This window comes from Pseudomonas lijiangensis, assembly GCF_018968705.1.
GTDB lineage: Bacteria > Pseudomonadota > Gammaproteobacteria > Pseudomonadales > Pseudomonadaceae > Aquipseudomonas > Aquipseudomonas lijiangensis.
The window spans coordinates 1,785,009-1,801,113 of sequence record NZ_CP076668.1; the positions used below are offsets into that span (position 1 = coordinate 1,785,009).

13 protein-coding genes and 1 other RNA gene are annotated in these 16,105 nt (G+C 53.4%); 5 read left to right on the plus strand and 9 right to left on the minus strand.

Annotated features, from left to right (window positions below; genetic code table 11):
* The first annotated feature begins 47 nt into the window (after positions 1–47).
* Both ligA and KQP88_RS07760 read left to right on the plus strand, forming a co-directional pair.
* On the plus strand, positions 48–2,411 hold the full coding sequence (ligA, locus tag KQP88_RS07755) for an NAD-dependent DNA ligase LigA (RefSeq protein WP_216705299.1): 2,364 nt from the start codon (positions 48–50) through the stop codon (positions 2,409–2,411).
* Between the two features lie 204 nt (positions 2,412–2,615).
* Complete coding sequence (locus KQP88_RS07760; RefSeq protein ID WP_216705300.1) at positions 2,616–3,758, plus strand: zinc-binding metallopeptidase family protein; 1,143 nt, start codon at positions 2,616–2,618, stop codon at positions 3,756–3,758.
* A gap of 159 nt (positions 3,759–3,917) precedes the next feature.
* Here the strand turns inward: KQP88_RS07760 and KQP88_RS07765 are convergent, their stop codons facing one another.
* Positions 3,918–4,190, minus strand: a complete 273-nt coding sequence (locus KQP88_RS07765) for a hypothetical protein (protein ID WP_216705301.1) — start codon at positions 4,188–4,190, stop codon at positions 3,918–3,920.
* Between the two features lie 457 nt (positions 4,191–4,647).
* On the opposite strand from KQP88_RS07765, the gene ffs reads away from it, so the two are divergent.
* Together ffs and KQP88_RS07775 are read left to right on the plus strand one after the other, a co-directional pair.
* An RNA gene (gene ffs / locus KQP88_RS07770) (signal recognition particle sRNA small type) lies at positions 4,648–4,744 on the plus strand.
* A 326-nt stretch (positions 4,745–5,070) separates the two neighbouring features.
* On the plus strand, positions 5,071–7,950 hold the full coding sequence (locus tag KQP88_RS07775) for an SEFIR domain-containing protein (protein WP_216705302.1): 2,880 nt from the start codon (positions 5,071–5,073) through the stop codon (positions 7,948–7,950).
* 269 nt (positions 7,951–8,219) lie between these two features.
* On the opposite strand, the gene KQP88_RS07780 is transcribed toward KQP88_RS07775, so the two are convergent.
* The 4 genes from KQP88_RS07780 to KQP88_RS07795 are packed head-to-tail and all read right to left on the minus strand — an operon-like array spanning position 8,220 to position 10,811.
* Positions 8,220–9,056 carry a hypothetical protein gene (locus KQP88_RS07780; protein ID WP_216705303.1) on the minus strand — a complete coding sequence of 279 codons (837 nt, stop codon included), beginning with the start codon at positions 9,054–9,056 and terminating at the stop codon, positions 8,220–8,222.
* The gene (locus KQP88_RS07785; protein ID WP_216705304.1) at positions 9,053–9,568 is read right to left on the minus strand and encodes a hypothetical protein; all 516 of its coding nucleotides are present in this window, start codon (positions 9,566–9,568) and stop codon (positions 9,053–9,055) included. The genes KQP88_RS07780 and KQP88_RS07785 overlap by 4 nt, the downstream gene beginning before the upstream one ends.
* A complete protein-coding gene (locus KQP88_RS07790; protein ID WP_216705305.1) occupies positions 9,565–10,311 on the minus strand; it encodes an alpha/beta hydrolase in 747 nt (248 codons plus the stop codon). Before KQP88_RS07790 ends, KQP88_RS07785 begins: the two co-directional genes overlap by 4 nt.
* A 2-nt stretch (positions 10,312–10,313) precedes the next feature.
* Positions 10,314–10,811, minus strand: a complete 498-nt coding sequence (locus tag KQP88_RS07795; protein ID WP_216705306.1) for a PAAR domain-containing protein — start codon at positions 10,809–10,811, stop codon at positions 10,314–10,316.
* A gap of 233 nt (positions 10,812–11,044) precedes the next feature.
* Between KQP88_RS07795 and KQP88_RS07800 the strand changes: the two genes are divergently transcribed.
* Positions 11,045–11,527 carry a hypothetical protein gene (locus tag KQP88_RS07800; protein ID WP_253950565.1) on the plus strand — a complete coding sequence of 161 codons (483 nt, stop codon included), beginning with the start codon at positions 11,045–11,047 and terminating at the stop codon, positions 11,525–11,527.
* Positions 11,528–11,597: 70 nt separating this feature from the next.
* On the opposite strand, the gene KQP88_RS07805 is transcribed toward KQP88_RS07800, so the two are convergent.
* From KQP88_RS07805 to KQP88_RS07820, 4 genes are all read right to left on the minus strand, one after another.
* On the minus strand, positions 11,598–12,095 hold the full coding sequence (locus KQP88_RS07805) for an N-acetylmuramoyl-L-alanine amidase (RefSeq protein ID WP_216705307.1): 498 nt from the start codon (positions 12,093–12,095) through the stop codon (positions 11,598–11,600).
* Positions 12,096–12,200: 105 nt separating this feature from the next.
* On the minus strand, positions 12,201–13,883 hold the full coding sequence (locus KQP88_RS07810; RefSeq protein ID WP_216705308.1) for an acid phosphatase: 1,683 nt from the start codon (positions 13,881–13,883) through the stop codon (positions 12,201–12,203).
* 110 nt (positions 13,884–13,993) lie between these two features.
* Positions 13,994–14,746, minus strand: a complete 753-nt coding sequence (locus tag KQP88_RS07815; RefSeq protein ID WP_200994128.1) for a substrate-binding periplasmic protein — start codon at positions 14,744–14,746, stop codon at positions 13,994–13,996.
* Between the two features lie 201 nt (positions 14,747–14,947).
* Complete coding sequence (locus KQP88_RS07820) at positions 14,948–16,105, minus strand: MFS transporter (protein ID WP_216705309.1); 1,158 nt, start codon at positions 16,103–16,105, stop codon at positions 14,948–14,950.

Consider the following 16,105-nt stretch of genomic DNA (forward strand, 5'->3'; position numbering starts at 1 on the left):
AAATCAAGCAGCCCAGGCTGCTTTTTTGCTTTTTGAGAGAACCCTGTATGAAGGCCGTCGAAACCCGAATTCTGGAACTGCGCGCAGAACTGGACCAGCACAACTACCGCTACCACGTGCTGGACGAACCCAGCATCCCGGATGCCGAGTACGACCGCCTGTTTCACGAACTCAAGGCTCTGGAAGCTGAAAACCCGCATCTGGTCACCCCGGATTCCCCGACCCAGCGCGTGGGCAGCGCCGCGCTGTCGGCCTTCACCCAGGTTCGTCACGAAATCCCCATGCTCAGCCTGGGCAACGCCTTTGAAGAAACCGACATGCGCGAGTTCGACCGCCGCGTGAACGAAGGTCTCGACCTGCCAGCGGGCGACCTGTTCGGTGGTGGCGCCAAGGTGCAATACAGCTGCGAGCCCAAGCTGGACGGCCTGGCCGTAAGCCTGCTGTATCGCGACGGCGCGCTGGTGCGCGGTGCCACCCGTGGCGATGGCACCACCGGCGAAGACATCAGCGTCAACGTGCGCACCGTGCGCAACATCCCCCTCAAACTGCAAGGCACCGGCTGGCCCGAAGTGCTGGAAGTGCGGGGCGAAGTCTTCATGTCCAAGGCCGGTTTCGAGCGCCTCAACGCCAGCCAGATGGAAATCGGCGGCAAGACCTTCGCCAACCCGCGCAACGCCGCAGCAGGCAGCCTGCGCCAGCTGGACTCGAAAATCACCGCCAACCGCCCGCTGGAATTCTGCTGCTATGGCCTGGGTCAGGTGTCTGCCGAAATTTCCGACACCCACGTGGGCGTGCTGAACAAGCTCAAGGAATGGGGCATGCCGGTCAGCCGCGAGCTGAAACTGGCAGACGGCATTGAAGAGTGCCTGGCGTATTACCACGACATTGGCGAGCGACGCCTGTCGCTGACCTATGAAATCGACGGCGTGGTGTTCAAGGTCAACAACCTGGCTTCCCAGCGTGAACTGGGTTTCCGCGCCCGTGAGCCGCGCTGGGCCATCGCCCACAAATTCCCGGCCATGGAAGAGCTGACCGAACTGCTGGACGTCGAATTCCAAGTGGGCCGCACCGGTGCGGTCACCCCCGTGGCACGCCTCAAGCCGGTCAAGGTCGCGGGCGTGACCGTGGCCAACGCCACCTTGCACAACATGGACGAAGTGGCGCGTCTGGGCGTGATGATCGGCGACACCGTCATCATCCGCCGCGCCGGTGACGTCATCCCGCAAGTGGTGCAAGTGGTGGCCGAGCGCCGTCCGGAAAACGCCCGTGCCGTGGACGTCCCGAAAGAGTGCCCGGTGTGCGGCTCCCACGTGGAGCGCACGCAACTGATCAAGCGCAGCAAAGGCAAGGAAACCGTCAGCGAAGGCGCGGTGTACCGCTGCGTCGGTCGACTGGCCTGCGGGGCGCAGCTCAAACAGGCGATCATCCACTACGTCTCGCGTCGGGCCATGGACATCGAAGGCCTGGGCGACAAGACCATCGAGCAACTGGTGGACGAAAAACTCATCGGCTCGCCCGCTGACCTCTACAAGCTGCAATACGAACAGATCATCGACCTGGAAGGCTTTGCCGAAGTCTCCAGCAACAAACTGCTCAAGGCCATCGCCGACAGCCGTAAGCCGACCCTGGCGCGCTTCATCTACGCCCTGGGCATTCCCGATGTAGGCGAAGAAACCGGCAAAGTGCTGGCCCGCTCGCTGGCGTCTCTGGCGCGGGTTCGCAAGGCCTTGCCGGAAGTGCTCACCTACCTGCCGGACATCGGCCTGGAAGTCGCCCACGAGATTCACAGCTTCTTCGAAGACAGCCACAACCGTGACGTCATCGATGCCTTGCTGGGCGAAAGCGGCTTGCAGTTGCAGGACGAAGGCGAACTGGGCGCAGAGTTTGCGGCCAGCACCACCCTGGGCGGCCTGATCGATAAGCTGCACATCTTCTCGGTAGGGCCGGGCGGGGCGCAGAAGCTGGCCGACAAGTTCGGCACTCTGGAAAACGTTATCAACGCCGACTGGCTGGACATGCGTCAGGCGCTGCCCGAGAAGCAAGCCAAGGCCGTGCGCGACTTCTTTGACGATGCCACCAACGCCGAGCGTGCGCGTGCCATCGAAGCACAGCTCAAGGAATTCGGCATGCACTGGCGCAGCGAGAAGAAAACCGTCGAAGGCCTGCCGCTGGCTGGCCAGACGTGGGTCCTGACCGGCTCCCTGGAACGCATGAGCCGCGACGTCGCCAAGGAAAAGCTCGAAAGCCTCGGTGCCAAGGTCTCCGGCTCCGTCTCCGCCAAGACCCACACCGTCGTCGCCGGCCCCGGCGCAGGCTCCAAACTGACCAAAGCCAACGAACTGGGCCTGGAAGTGCTGGATGAAGAAGCCTTTGTGGCGTTTTTGACTGGGCATGGCATAGCGGTGGAGTGATGCCTTTTCGCGAATGAATTCGCTCCCACAGGGTTGTGAAGTGGGAGCGAATTCATTCGCGAACCCCAGGCACCCCAAAATCTCCCACAAGCTGAACCGCTGTAGGAGCGAATTCATTCGCGAACCCCCTGACACCCCAAAATCTCACGGAACCCCTGCCACCCCCGATGATCTAGTCTGTTCACGGACCCCAGGGAAAACACCATGTACCGCTTTTTCGAACAATTGAGTTCAAGGATCGCTGCCCCCTTCATCAGCGAAACAAAGCGCAACAGCAAGGTCTGGCAATGCCGCTGCGGCCAGTCGGTGTTCTTTCCCAACTCCCAGTGCCTGGCCTGCTCGGCGGCCTTGGGCTACCTGCCAGAGCAGGAGCGCATCGCGGCCCTCGAACCGGGTGGCGAACCCGACACCTGGCGCCTGAGCGAAGACCCCGGCGCAGGCCTCTACCGACGCTGCGCCAACCTGCACACGCCCGCTGCCTGCAACTGGTTGTTTCCGGCCGCCAACGCCGGTGAATTCTGCATCGCCTGCAGCCTGAACCGCACCATCCCCGACCTTTCCGTGCCGGAAAACCCCGAACGCTGGCGCAAGGTCGAAACCGCCAAACGGCGCTTGGTGGCGCAACTGATTTCCCTGGGGCTGGAAGTCATCCCCAAGACCAGCGACGAAGACACCGGGTTGGCCTTCGACTTTGTCGGCATCGACCTGGAAGGCAAACCGCCGACCACCGGCCACGCCAACGGCCTGATTACCCTCAACATCGAAGAAGCCGACGACGCCCACCGCGAAGCCGTGCGCGTACAGATGCACGAACCGTATCGAACCCTGCTGGGGCATTTTCGCCATGAAGTCGGCCACTATTACTGGGACCGCCTGATTGCCGACACCTATTGGCTGCACGGCTTTCGCAACCTGTTCGGCGACGAACGCGCCAGCTATGCCGACGCGCTGGAACACCACTACCAGAACGGCGCGCCGGAGGGCTGGCAACAACAGTTCGTCAGCGCCTACGCGACCATGCACCCGTGGGAAGACTGGGCAGAAACCTGGGCTCACTACCTGCACATGATGGATGCCGTCGACACCGCGCTGGGCCTTGGCATGAGCGCCCGGGAAATGGAGCTGGACTACCAGCCATTCCCGCTGGAGGCTCTTTACGACCCCCAACACCCCGACGGCCCGGCCTTCCTCTCGTTCGTCAACGCCTGGATAGAACTGGCCAGCATGCTCAACGAACTGTCACGCAGCATGGGCCAACCCGACTTCTACCCCTTCGTCCTGCCCGCACCGGCCATCGCGAAGCTGCACTTCATCCACCTCGTCATCCAGGGCAAAACCACCCCGTAGGAGCGAATTCATTCGCGAACAAACCGCTCCGATTTAGCAGGCCATGCCCCCGTAGGAGCGAATTTATTCGCGAACAACCCCCCCCCATTCACAGATCAGTCGAGATTCCCGTGGGAGGGAGCTTGCTCGCGACAAGCTCCCAAACCTACGCGACCTGGATCAGTGCCTGACTACAGCACCTGACAACCCTCGAAACACCTGCTTCTCCACCAGATCCAGCACATCACAGCCATCGCTCAACAACACCAGCGCCGCATTGGCCATATAACGCACATCAGCGTCATCGGCACCGTCCAGGCATTCCAGTAAGCGACAAGCCATCCGGATACGCCGATCGGCACTGGCAAACAGAAAATCCAGCGGCGCCTGACTGTCTATGTGCATCACAGGGTTGTTGGTGTTATTGCTTTTGAGAGGGACAAAGCGCGTCATGCTGCACCTCCGCAAGGCGTGAGGGCAGGGGGATTGGGTGTGATTTTGAACATGGCTAAACTTCCTTTGTTTCATTAAAAGGACTGCCAAGGCTCACTTCCACATGAGTTGGGTGGCAGCTGTGCGTGGGTGTGGAAGACCGGTCAAAGGAACCCGGTGCACCCGAAGGTGCCCCAGCACACAGCCGCCATAGCGCAGCTATCCGAAACATTTAGAGTCTCAGATTGCTGATATAGCTTCTGTGTCCTTCGAACAGCCGGGCTTCCACCCCCGATCACTGACATGCAGCGACGGCGCGACTATAAGCCCCGAACCCGCTCCCTGCAACCCGCCGAGCCCTTGTGACACAAGTGCTTGAGCAATCTCGAATTTTTATCCTGGATTACGGGTTGTAACTTCGCGCCAGACCGGTACAATGGCGCGGCTCGCCGACTGGCGAGTGTCGTTATGGTGACCCCATCGGTCCCCCCGCAACGATTACCCGTCAACCTGGTCAGGCCCGGAAGGGAGCAGCCATAGCGGGAACATTGTGTGCCGGGGTGTGGCTGGTGGGGTTGCCACCTTTCTTTGAATCCTTGTTGTTTCCAAGGTTTTTTCAGTCAAATAGAAGTATTCCCTATATTACATCGATATAGCGTTCATCAGGTGCTATCTCTCTGTGCCGTACTTCTTTACCTGTCAGTGAAAATTCGTGCTGTGGCAAGAAAATTTTATATTCTGCTGGGCTGATCACCTCCCTTCTTCAGCGGACAGCCACCTAGGCTTAGCTATTTACCCTGTGATCTTTTCTTGTGATGGCGTAGTGCTATTTTTCGAGCTATGCTGTTGAAAATGGTCTGCGTCTTTTCAGACCAAACTTGATTTCATACAGGGAAGTAATATGAACCCAATTAGAATATTTATCAGTTACAGCTGGGATGGTGAAGATCATCAATCTTGGGTTCAGCGTTTAGCTAATGATCTGGATGAGTATAAAGAGTTTCATGTTACTTTTGATATGTTCGATATGGACAGCTTTTCCGATAAAAACCAATTTATGGAAGAGGCAGTACGAGATTCAGATGTAATAATTGTTGTATGTACTGAGAAATATAGAATTAAGGCTGAAGCTCGAGATGGTGGCGTCGGAATAGAAACTTGTTTGACTGCTATTAGACATTGGGAAGAGTCGGAAAAAGGAAGTTCAAGTAATATCTTGGTTGTTTCACGAGAGAAATTTAGTACGCCATTTTATTTGAGGGGTAAATTTCGAGTTGATTTTTATGATGATGATCTTTATGCAAAAAGTCTAAGTTTTCTTGTTAAAAATTTGAGCCGAAGGTCTAAGCAAAGCCGGCCGGAGAAGCGGAAAAGCATAGAGGGTGGGGTTGCGCACTATGATTTTACACGTGTAGAAGATATTCTAAAGTTAAAGTATTCAAAGCGCACTGCTATTATTGATAGTGTTGCTGGAACTGACAGGTCTGGGAATAATAGAATAAAATTTGAATTATGGGAGGTTCGCACACCTTTCCCATCGTATTTTCTAATACTTTATCCTAATATCACGATAACCCAAACTATCAACAGGTTCTGTCAGCAGCTTGTTTTGAAAGGTTTGGATATCAGTAATTTAACAATATTAAGGCCTGCCAAGGGGGACGATGTTCTAATTCAGCGTATTCTTGCTGAAAATAAACTTAATATTGAGGTTGCTGATTTAACTTATTCAGAGTTTATTTGGGAATATTGTATTGATGAAGGTTTGCGTATTTCAACTGCCGTAAGAGAAAATAAGTTTTATACAGATCAGGCTTTGTCGCATCTTGGTCTTGAAGGAGGGAAATCTGAGTCTGCAAATAAATATCTTGCTGATAAGTTAAACTCTGATACTGCTTCATCAGGGCAGTTAATTACGGCCACCGGGGGGATGGGTAAAAGTACGCTGTGTCATGAGTTGGCAATTTCACTGCAGAAAAATTCTGCAGGGCAAAGTTCAGTTATTTTAATTAAAGCTGAGTCGCTCAGAAATAATTTTTCAAATGAGTTTTTGGGGAATGTTGAAATAAGGTCTGTGTATGATCTTTATGATTTGCATTCTCAGATTAATAAAATAGAATATGTTTATGATCGAAATCAGTTTGAGCTTTGTTTGTTGTGCGGAAGGGTTGTAGTTATAGTAGATGGATTGGACGAGTTTGTTTCTATTCTACAGGATAGATTCAATTTGCAATTATTTTTATCATCTATTAGCGAAGCGCACCAGCAAATGGGACGAAGTCAAGTAATTTTGACTTCTAGAAATATGTCGTTTTTAGAGAATACAGCCTTAGATGAGTTTGGGATCGAGTGTCATGAGCTTTTAGGCTTTGATGAGGCATCTCGTGCGAAGTATATAAGAAAACGATTTTCTAAATACAGTAAAAGCGAGGAGGTAAATGATCTTTTTGAAAAGTATTTGTCTCAATTAGAGCAGTTTGGTGATCACGCCAAGCGAATTATTCCATTCTTTATAGATATGGTTTCGACTATATTTGAAGAACAGATGGGGCGGTGTGAGCAAATTGCATTTGAAATATCTTCTGACGAATGTGATTATGCATGTAATTCGAATCTGACTGATTTAATAATTTACTCTGTGTTGCGAAGGGAAAAAACCCGTCATGATATTGAGCTTGATACGCGCTCTTTTATTGAGTTTTTTTCTGAGTTGGCTGTTGAGTGTGGAGAGGTTATAGCTGTTGAGGATTTGAAAGAAAGATTGTCTATCTATTATGGCAGTCAAGCTAACGAGCTCTATTCTAAAATTGAAATAAATCCTTTGCTTGTAAAAGAAGGTAGTTATCTTCGGTTTAGATATCAATTTCTAAATGACTATTTCAAGTCGTTGTTTGTGATCGATGGGGTTCTTCGTCGCTCGACGGGCAGTGAGCTATTGAAATGCTTAGCCAGTACACAAGTGGCTGATAAGCAGTCATTGTCTGATGTGGTTCTTTACTTTTCAAAACAAAGCCCGAACGTTTTGCATGATTCTGTAAGAGCAATGCTCAAAGATATAAGAACTTTACTCGGCAATGGAAAAGCCGATTTGCGAGAGTCGGAGACTATTAAAAAAGCTATAGGTGCACTATTGTCAATTTATTCAAAGTGCACTACTTACAGTCGAAATGAACTTTCTAGAAAGATTCGAGACTTATATCAGGTTGCACCTGATCTGGAAGTTGATTCTAAAATCGAATATATTTTTATTTATGGGGATTACCCATCGTTGGATTTTTCAAATCTTAAAATTTGGAATAGTGGGTTTTATAACTATGATAACTTTACAGCTTCGCGTTTTTTTGGGGCTAAATTTTATTATTCGGAGTTTTTAAATACGGGCGGTAATTATGCATCTGAAACCTTTGATTCCTCAATGTTTGATAGTACTTGCAAGCTTGGCGATTTGACAGATACATTGGCTTTGATTGAAAGCACTACCAAAAGTAATAGGATGTTGTGTGAGTCTGAGCTTAAAAAATTCTTTAGAAGTTTTTATAAGGGGGCTTCTTTTGTAGATCAAAAATTAATGTATGTTCAGTGTTCTGTGAAGTTGGAAAAACTTAGTGCAAGAAATTTCGACTCCTTTATAAAGATGGGGGTTTTAGATTTGGCCGTAGTAAAAAATGTTGATAAGTTTTACGTTGTTTCAGGTAAGTATCAAGGAAGTGTTTTTAAGTTTTTGAATGATAACTTTATGGATGAAAAGATACGTTCTATTATCAATTATATTATGGAGTGATTTTTGTGTTGCTGGCTTTAGGGCTTAAAAGCAATTTTTATTGTGAAGGGCTTAGTGTGCGCTTCTCAGAAGTCTAATATTATATTTGGTCTTCAAGCTAATGCGGCGAGGGTAGTAATTAATAGCCTTGGTATTAGTCGAGCTTGATGAGTAGAATGTCGTTAAGTTTTGCTAGTGCTGGAGGTTAAGTCGGCAGCATAAGGCCGTCAGGTTTTTTCAAAAGGATAAAAGACCAAGATAGGCTTCTGCTTGTTATTCAACAGCCGCCTTCAATCCTCCACAAACACTTTGACGCTTTCAGCCACATGCGATCTCACCCTATGTGTAAATCCCTGGGCATCGCTGACGCCTTGTTCGATGCTGCCGTCGGCACGCTGGATTGCGTAGGCGTGGTTAGCCATGGGGTCGCCGGTGGTTTCGTTGATGAGTTTGAACTTGGCGCTGAAGGGTGCCGAAAAGAAGGTATCGTCGATGATGGCGATAGGCGCAGGTAGAGGGATTCCCATCGCCGGGAATATTAAAGTGGGAGGCCAGCGATCTGCAATAAATGGGTGCGCGGTAGGTAGGGGGCTTTCAGTGATTGAGTTATTTTCCCTCACTTTTTCCAGTATCAGCGCTGATGGGATAAAGAACGTATTGGTGTAGTAATTTTTGTATCCCCATGAAGGAGCGATACGAACTTTGCAAGGGATCGATACTTGATCCTCAATCAATGTTCTTATTTCGTCGTACTCATCTAGGCTGCTTTCGCTACCGTTTGGATTGGAGTAGGAGAACGATACTTCTGAAATGAAGTCGCGGTTTAGTCTGCTTTGATCTTTGGCTTTTACTGAGCCTCTGGCTTTTATTTTAATAACATGATCCGCTGAAAAGTTTGTGTCGTGATCCAGAGAGCACATCAGTACCGGGTCTTGTTGGTTGCTATTTTCGTAATTGTTGAAGGAGCGCATCAGATCAATGCTTGAGGTAAAACTCACCGTGTAACGGCTATGGGGGCCTGTTTCAAAAGACAATAGCCTAAGTTCTGCGCGTGGGATGTTTGGCGTTTTTGCGCAGGCAGTACATAAGAGTGCGGCCAGGAAAATAAAATTTTGATATGTCTTCATTTTCTTTGTATTTGCATCATGGGCGCGGATGGAATAAATAAGGTGTTGGTGTAGTAAGTTTTAAATCCGTAATAGGCAATGCGAATTTTGCAGGGAATTTTTGCCTGTTGAGCAAGGTGAGGCTTGAAGGCATCGTAATCATTGATGCTATGTTGGGTGCCATCCGGGTTGTTGTAGTAGAAAATAAGCTCGGCAAAAAAGTCCTGGTTTGGTTTGTTTTGACTTTTTGCCTTGACCCGCCCTTCGGCTCTTATGTTTATAGAGTGGTCCGCCGAAAAGTTTTCGTCGCCGTCGAAGGAACAAGTCAATACGGGTGTTAGCTGATTACTGTTTTCGTAGTCCTTGAAAGCGGTTAATAATGCGACGTTTGAAGTGAAGTTGACAATGTAAAGATTATTTGGACCCTTTTCAAAAGACAAGAAGCCAAGGTCGGCTGGTGGGATGTTTGGTATTTTTGCACAGGCACTGCACAAGATGGCTATTAAAAATGCAAAGCTATGGTGCTTGTTCATTGGCCAAAAAATCCACGGATAGACTCGATAATGAGATCGCACGCAGACTTTTCTCCCTGTACGGGCTCTATAAACAGCCGGTCCGCTGAAGCATGGTGGATATCAGCGGTTTTGTTCGTCGTTGGTCCCTTGGTTATGATCCAGCGCTCTCCAAATTCGGCAACGCTATCAGATGAATCTGGATTGCTCGAATTGGCCAGAACGTTAATCCAGGTTTCGGCAACTGGCGACGGCGTAGAGTGATAGATATTTGAACCTAGCCATACCCAGAATCCTTCACCTACAGGGTCAAGTGTAACCAGGAATTTAACGGTGTAACATTCATCCGAAAGTATTTTTGAAAGATGTGCTCCATTCCATCCCCCCAAGCTATGCCCGACGATATAAACCGGACATGATTTATTGGGTATATTGTCAATGAAGTGCTTTTGAATATCGCCGGAACCCTTTGCGGTGTTATAACTTCTTGACTCGATGGTGCACTTGGGAATCAAGGTTCCATGTTTTTCAAGCCTACTAATGAATATGGCTTTGGCATCATCAACGTTACGATTCGCCCCCTGAAAATAATACGACTCCTGATCCGCAGCCCCCCCAATAAAAAACACCACCGCCTTCTTCTCTGCCACCGGCACTGTTTTAACCACGGCATCATTAACCGCCGTCAACGTATGCGTCGTCGCCACACACGCTCTCTTCCCGTTTGAAAGCACAATCTCTTCTGCTTGTTGTTCTGCGGCCATTCTCAATTTTCCACAAACAGTTTGATGCTTTCAGCCAGGTGCGAACTCACCACATGGGTAAAGCCCTGTGCATCGCTGACGCCTTCTTCGATGCTGCCATCGGCGCGCTGGATGGCGTAGCCGTGGTTGGCCATGGGTTCGCCGGTGGTTTCGTTGATGAGTTTGAGCTTGTCGCTGAAGTGCACGGGCATCGGCATCAGGCCGCTGAAGGGGGCCGGGACGAAGGTGTCGCCGATGATGACGGTGCCCGAGCCGCCAATGATGATGTTGCCGTGTGCGCCGGTGCTGTCGATGGTCGCAGCGTTGAGGCCGTTGATGAAGACGGTTGAGCTGACGCCTCCGGTGATGGGGCTGCCGCAGGCGGATTTGTCAGTCATGCGGGCGGCGGGCAGGCCGTCGAAGTTTACATCGGGGGAGCCGCTGGCGATCGGGTTGGTGCCGTGCCCTGGCAGTGGGCAACTGGTGGGGTCGCCAAGGCGGGCAGCAGGTTTGCCACTCATTTGAAGGTCCGTTTCAAAATGTCAGAGGGGAAAGGATTTGGCTGCCCGCGTGTACCTGCGGGTTGTGCCAAGGGTTGCGATACTAAAGGCACGACAGATGATCGGCAATCGCTCGAGGTTGTATCGGGCTTTGGTCCGAGCAGAAACATTTTGTTAAAGGGCCTCAAGCTCTGTGTACAACTGTCGATACAGACCTGATACAAATACAAACATTTTGTGTTCAAGGATTTGCAATGATCGCCATCGGTTCGCAGCCTCTCAACAATAACTCGTTGTCCATGCTGGACGTGACGTCGAAAAAAGCAGTTGATGAGGCGGTAGAAGCAGCGACAACCACGACCGAACCCACCAAGCCTGCTGAGGGTGTAACAGTGTCGTTGTCGGGTCTGGGCCTCCAGAAGGCCGCCCAGGAAAAAGCCAATCCTAATCAGGATATTGAATCCAGCGGTTTGCCTGACAGTGCGCAGCGTATTCTGAAGATGATTCGTGAGCTGAAGCAGAAGATCGCCGAGAAGCAGCAAGAGTTGCAGGCGCTGATGGCTGATCAGAGTATGGACCCGGAGACCAAGCAATCCCGTGTTGGCGTATTGCAGTCGACAATAGCTACTCTTACGGCCAGCCTGATGACTGCCAGCAACTCGCTGGACAAGCTTTCCAAGAACGGAACCCTGACTTCCGAGCAGGGGCAGCAAGCTGCTCAACTGGCCATGAAGTAACGGCTGTAAAACGCCGGGTGTCATTGCTTCAGACGATGATGCCCGGCGTGTATTGGCCGCTGTCTATGGCTTACAGCGCGCTGTTTCTTCCCGCCAGCCATGCTCTCACATCGAACGAAGGACACGCCTTGATGAACTCGTCTGGCGTGATCTTGCCGTCACCGTTGCGGTCCGGCGACAGGTCGCGGTGGCCGAGGATGCGCGCAGTCGGGTAGCGGCCCTTGAGTTGCTGTAACAGGGTTTCGAGGGTCGCGAACTGTGCGGCAGTGAAGTTGTTTTCCGGTTTGTTGCTGGCGTCTACGCCACCGGCCAGGCAGATGCCGATGGAGTTGAGGTTGTGGCCTTTTACATGGGCGCCGATGGTGCTTTCCGGGCGTCCTGTTTCCAGTTCGCCATTGCGGCGGATGACGTAGTGATAGCCCACGGTGTCGAAGCCGCGCTGGATATGCCATTGGGTGATTTCACGCACGCCGATGTCGGCCGTGGCGCGGGTGGCGGAGCAGTGGACGACGATGAGGTCGGTGCTGGTCCGATCCTTGAGTGTGTAGGGGGTTGAGGTCTGGTTCATGTACTGCATTCCTTGCAAGGTCATTGGAGCCTTGTAAGGAATACGAGAGCGGCATGTGTCTCAAGTCAGCCGCTGTGTACAGCGGCTGACAGGCTTTTCAGTCATTCAGGTAGGAAATTGCAGCGCATTGGTCAGGTCGCCCATGGGTGTCTGGCCGCGGGCACGCATGGCGTCGTCGCGACGCTTGAGGCCATCGAGTGTTTCCAGGCCATGAACCCGTGTAATCAGGCGCAGGATCGAGGCTGTGTCATAGACGGTATGGTCCACCGTGCCTTTGCGGGCGAAGGGTGAGACGACCAGTGCCGGAATGCGTGTGCCGGGGCCGAAGCGGTCGCCCTTGGGCGGCGCGACGTGGTCCCACCAGCCGCCGTTCTCGTCCACGGTGATGACGATCACCATGTTTTCCCATTGCGGGCTGTTGCGCAGCACTTTGATGACCCGGTCGATATGCCGGTCGCCCGATGCGACGTCGGCGTAACCGGCGTGCATGTTCAGGTTGCCCTGAGGCTTGTAGAAGGTTACGGCAGGCAGCTTGCCGGCTTCGGCGTCGGCCAGGAATCTGTTGGTGCTCGATTCGTCACCCAGGCCACCATCGCGCAGGCGTTTCTTGCGCTCGACCGGGTTGTCCGGGCCTTGCTGTTTGAAGTAGTTGAACGGCTGGTGGTGGTACTGGAAGTTGGGAATTTTCGGGATGCCGGTGGAGTCCTTGAACTCGTCCAGCGTCACTTGCCAGGCGCCTGCGTACCAGGCCCATTCGACGCCTTTCTTCGACAGCTTGTCGCCGATGTGTTCGTGTCTCTGGGGCACCAGCACGTTGGCCAGATCCGGTTTGGAGTAGTCCGGGTTCTGCGGGTCGCGCAGCCAGGTCGGCCAGTAGGGCGGGGCCAGGGTGTTGACGGCATAGCCGTCTGGCGTAATGGCGCTTGGGCCGAACTGTGGCGGACCTTCCATGGCGCTGGTCGGGGATTTGTCCAGTGGCTTGAGGCGCGGGTCCAGCGGGTCGTCGCTTTGCAGCGTGGCGATCTGGGCCTTGGCGGCAGAGTTGGCGGCGTCCGGGTAGAAGGGCGCGGTAGCGGAAATCAGGTACTGGTGGTTGAGGAACGATCCGCCGAAAGCGCCCTGGAAGAAGTTGTCACACAGCACGAACTCCCTGGCGACGTCCCACAGGCGCAACGAGTACTGACTTTGCGGGTAAGTGCCCATGGTCAGCCCGCCCGCATCGGCCCAGGCCACGAAGCGGTCGTTCTTGCCTTCGTTGATCTGCATCTGGTTTTGATAGAACACGTGCCACAGGTCCCGAGTGACCAGGCTCAGGGGCAGGTCTTCGCCATTGGGGCCTTTGAGCGGGAAGGGCGCGTTGGGCAGGTTTTCCTGATATTGCACGCCAGCGGGGTAGGTGACGCCATCCACCGTCTGCGGCCCGAGTTGCAGGACGCCGCCCCAGGCGGGCGGCAGGGTCTTGAGCAGGGTGCCGTCGCGGTCGCGCTGCTGGTAGTCGGCAGGCTTGAGGGCCGACAGCGGTTTTTCGACGCCGGGGAAGTCGCCGAACAGGTTATTGAAGCTGCGGTTCTCGGCGTAGATGACGACCACGGTCTTGATGTGGTGCTTGAGTGCCTTGTCCAGCTCGGCACCGGTCAGGTGTTTTTCAGCGCGGGCAGGTGGTTTTTCTTGGGTATGGGCGTTGGCGTATCCGCCGAGTGTGACGCCTGCGCCCAATGCCGCCATGCCTCCCAGAAAACGGCGACGGCCGGGGTTGGTGTGTGAGTCGTCGTCTGGTCTGTCGCTCATGCGGATTACCTGCTCGCTTTAATTGTTACCAAAGATTTCCGTGGAGCGTATCGAGGCTTTATGACGATATTGCTACAGAAATCAGTGGCGAGCGCAGGGACGACGATTTTTCATGGAGCGGGGGCAGTGGCGTAGCGATCGATGATCCGCTGGATCTCTCCCGAGGCCTTCATGCGCGCCAGAGTGCTGAGGATTTCCTGAGCGGGGATGTTGGGGTCATTGCGCACGATGCAGCCGGTTTCCTGCTCGCTGATCATTGAAACGGCTTCCAGGCGTTTGTGATCGGGCAGGCCGCTGTTGATCCAGTCCATGACCAGTTGGCTGGCGATTGCGTAGTGATAGCGGCCTGCGATGAGTTTGAGCAGCGCATGCTCCTGGCTGCGTGCGTCTTCGCGCACCAGTTTGTGGTTGGCGAACAGATGCTCCATGGTCGGGTAGTTGTAACCCAGCACAGTGCCAATGGTTTCGTGGTCGAACTGGTCGGGGTAAGGGCCGGCAGCGGTTTCGGCCGAGGCGATCAGCAGGTCACGCTGATACATGAACGGCAGGCTCCACAGGTAATCCCCCGACAGCTCCGGCACCCAGGCCTTGGCGGTGTAGCAGCGCACATCCACTTCGCCGTGCTCCAGTGCCGGCTGAACGCGCAGGCGCGGCAGCACGTGGTATTCGGCGGTTCGCCCTAACTGATGCGTCAGGCTCTGCATGATGTCGAACAGGATGCCGGCAGTGGGCTGGTGGTTCTCGATACGGATCAAAGGCATCGACCAGCTTTCGGCCACGGAAAAGCGCAGCGGCGGTTCGGCGGCGCTGATCAGGGGGCTGAACAGGAGTGAAATGCACAACAGAATCGGGTTTCGACGCATGGGGGCCTCAGCCACAAGCCGCACGATGCGGCTTTTGAAAGACCGCATACAGAGTACCCTTGCACTTCATTCGTTCAGCTCGTGGTTGTGCATCCGCTCGTGAAATCCATGGCTATCCTGACGGGCTCCGAGGAAATGTAGCCGCGTTTTGCGGATAACGCTGCCTATCCTTTCTCCATGTCCTGGAGCCCGGTCTGAACCTTAACCCAACGCCTTGACCCGCATCGTTCTCCTGAGCATCGGTAGAGTAAACAACACCAGCAGCACAGCCGCCGCCGACAGTGCCAGGGGCAGGCCGTGAGCGCTGGTGGTCATCGCCGCGCCACTGACCAGTGGCCCAAGCAGGCTGCCTACGCCCCACAGAAATCCGGCGCTGGCATTCGCCGTGACCAGATCCTGGCCTTTGAAACCTTCGCCGATCAGAATGATTGCCAAGGTGTAAACCCCGCCTGCAACGGCCCCCAGTACGATCAGGCTTGGCCAGAGTAGCAAGGGATGGTTCATCAGCCAGGGCAGGCACGCCCCGATGGTCAGAGACAGAACCCCGCAACCCAGATAGACCAGAGGCCGGGCGACTTTGTCCGATAGCCAGCCCAGTGGAAACTGCAGAGCGGCATCGCCGAGCAGGATTACCGTCACCATCAGTGCTGCGAGTTTGACGGTGTAGCCGTGTTCGGCGGCATAGACCGGAAACATCGACAGGATCACGCTATCGAAGAACGAGAAGAAGATGATGCCCATGCAGAGCGCCGGTGCAACCTGAATGAAGCCCAGCACAGAGAAGGTCTTGCTTTCTGCGTTTCCGTGCCAGATTACCTGCCGGGGCAAGGTGAAGCTGATCGTCCCCAGTGCCAGAAGATTCCCGAGCACCACCACACCGATCACCTGTAATCCTGCGGTGCCGAACATGGCCACCATGCCTGGCCCCATCACCTGGAAGATCGTGAAGCAGGTGGTGTAGATCGCAACGATCCTTCCTCGATGGGAGTCTTCGGCGATTTCATTGACCCAGGATTCTCCGAGAATGATGATGATCCCGGCGGCCACGCCCATCACCAGCCTGGCCAGAGCCAGGCCGTAGAGCGTCGATGCGAAGACCTCGATGGCTGCAACACTGAGGACCGATAGTGCGAAGCATCCCATATAGATGTGTCTTCGGCTCAAGCGCTGGCTGAGCCAGTCCACCATAAAGGCCGACACTATGATGCCGGCTGCTGGCAGTGCAGACATCACACCGATATGAACGCTCGAAGCCTGTGCCTGATAAAGGCGCAGTGCAACCACTGGCACGGTCGCACCGATAGTAAGGCCGACGATGGAGACTCCCAGTATCAGAGCCGCCAACAGTACTTTATTCAT

Bases quoted from the DNA above. Each gene is read 5' to 3' on its own strand.
- ligA (WP_216705299.1), top strand. From the start codon at position 48: ATGAAGGCCGTCGAAACCCGAATTCTGGAACTGCGCGCAGAACTGGAC.
- KQP88_RS07760 (WP_216705300.1), top strand. From the start codon at position 2,616: ATGTACCGCTTTTTCGAACAATTGAGTTCAAGGATCGCTGCCCCCTTC.
- KQP88_RS07765 (WP_216705301.1), bottom strand. From the start codon at position 4,190: ATGACGCGCTTTGTCCCTCTCAAAAGCAATAACACCAACAACCCTGTG.
- KQP88_RS07775 (WP_216705302.1), top strand. From the start codon at position 5,071: ATGAACCCAATTAGAATATTTATCAGTTACAGCTGGGATGGTGAAGAT.
- KQP88_RS07780 (WP_216705303.1), bottom strand. From the start codon at position 9,056: ATGAAGACATATCAAAATTTTATTTTCCTGGCCGCACTCTTATGTACT.
- KQP88_RS07785 (WP_216705304.1), bottom strand. From the start codon at position 9,568: ATGAACAAGCACCATAGCTTTGCATTTTTAATAGCCATCTTGTGCAGT.
- KQP88_RS07790 (WP_216705305.1), bottom strand. From the start codon at position 10,311: ATGGCCGCAGAACAACAAGCAGAAGAGATTGTGCTTTCAAACGGGAAG.
- KQP88_RS07795 (WP_216705306.1), bottom strand. From the start codon at position 10,811: ATGAGTGGCAAACCTGCTGCCCGCCTTGGCGACCCCACCAGTTGCCCA.
- KQP88_RS07800 (WP_253950565.1), top strand. From the start codon at position 11,045: ATGATCGCCATCGGTTCGCAGCCTCTCAACAATAACTCGTTGTCCATG.
- KQP88_RS07805 (WP_216705307.1), bottom strand. From the start codon at position 12,095: ATGAACCAGACCTCAACCCCCTACACACTCAAGGATCGGACCAGCACC.
- KQP88_RS07810 (WP_216705308.1), bottom strand. From the start codon at position 13,883: ATGAGCGACAGACCAGACGACGACTCACACACCAACCCCGGCCGTCGC.
- KQP88_RS07815 (WP_200994128.1), bottom strand. From the start codon at position 14,746: ATGCGTCGAAACCCGATTCTGTTGTGCATTTCACTCCTGTTCAGCCCC.
- KQP88_RS07820 (WP_216705309.1), bottom strand. From the start codon at position 16,105: ATGAATAAAGTACTGTTGGCGGCTCTGATACTGGGAGTCTCCATCGTC.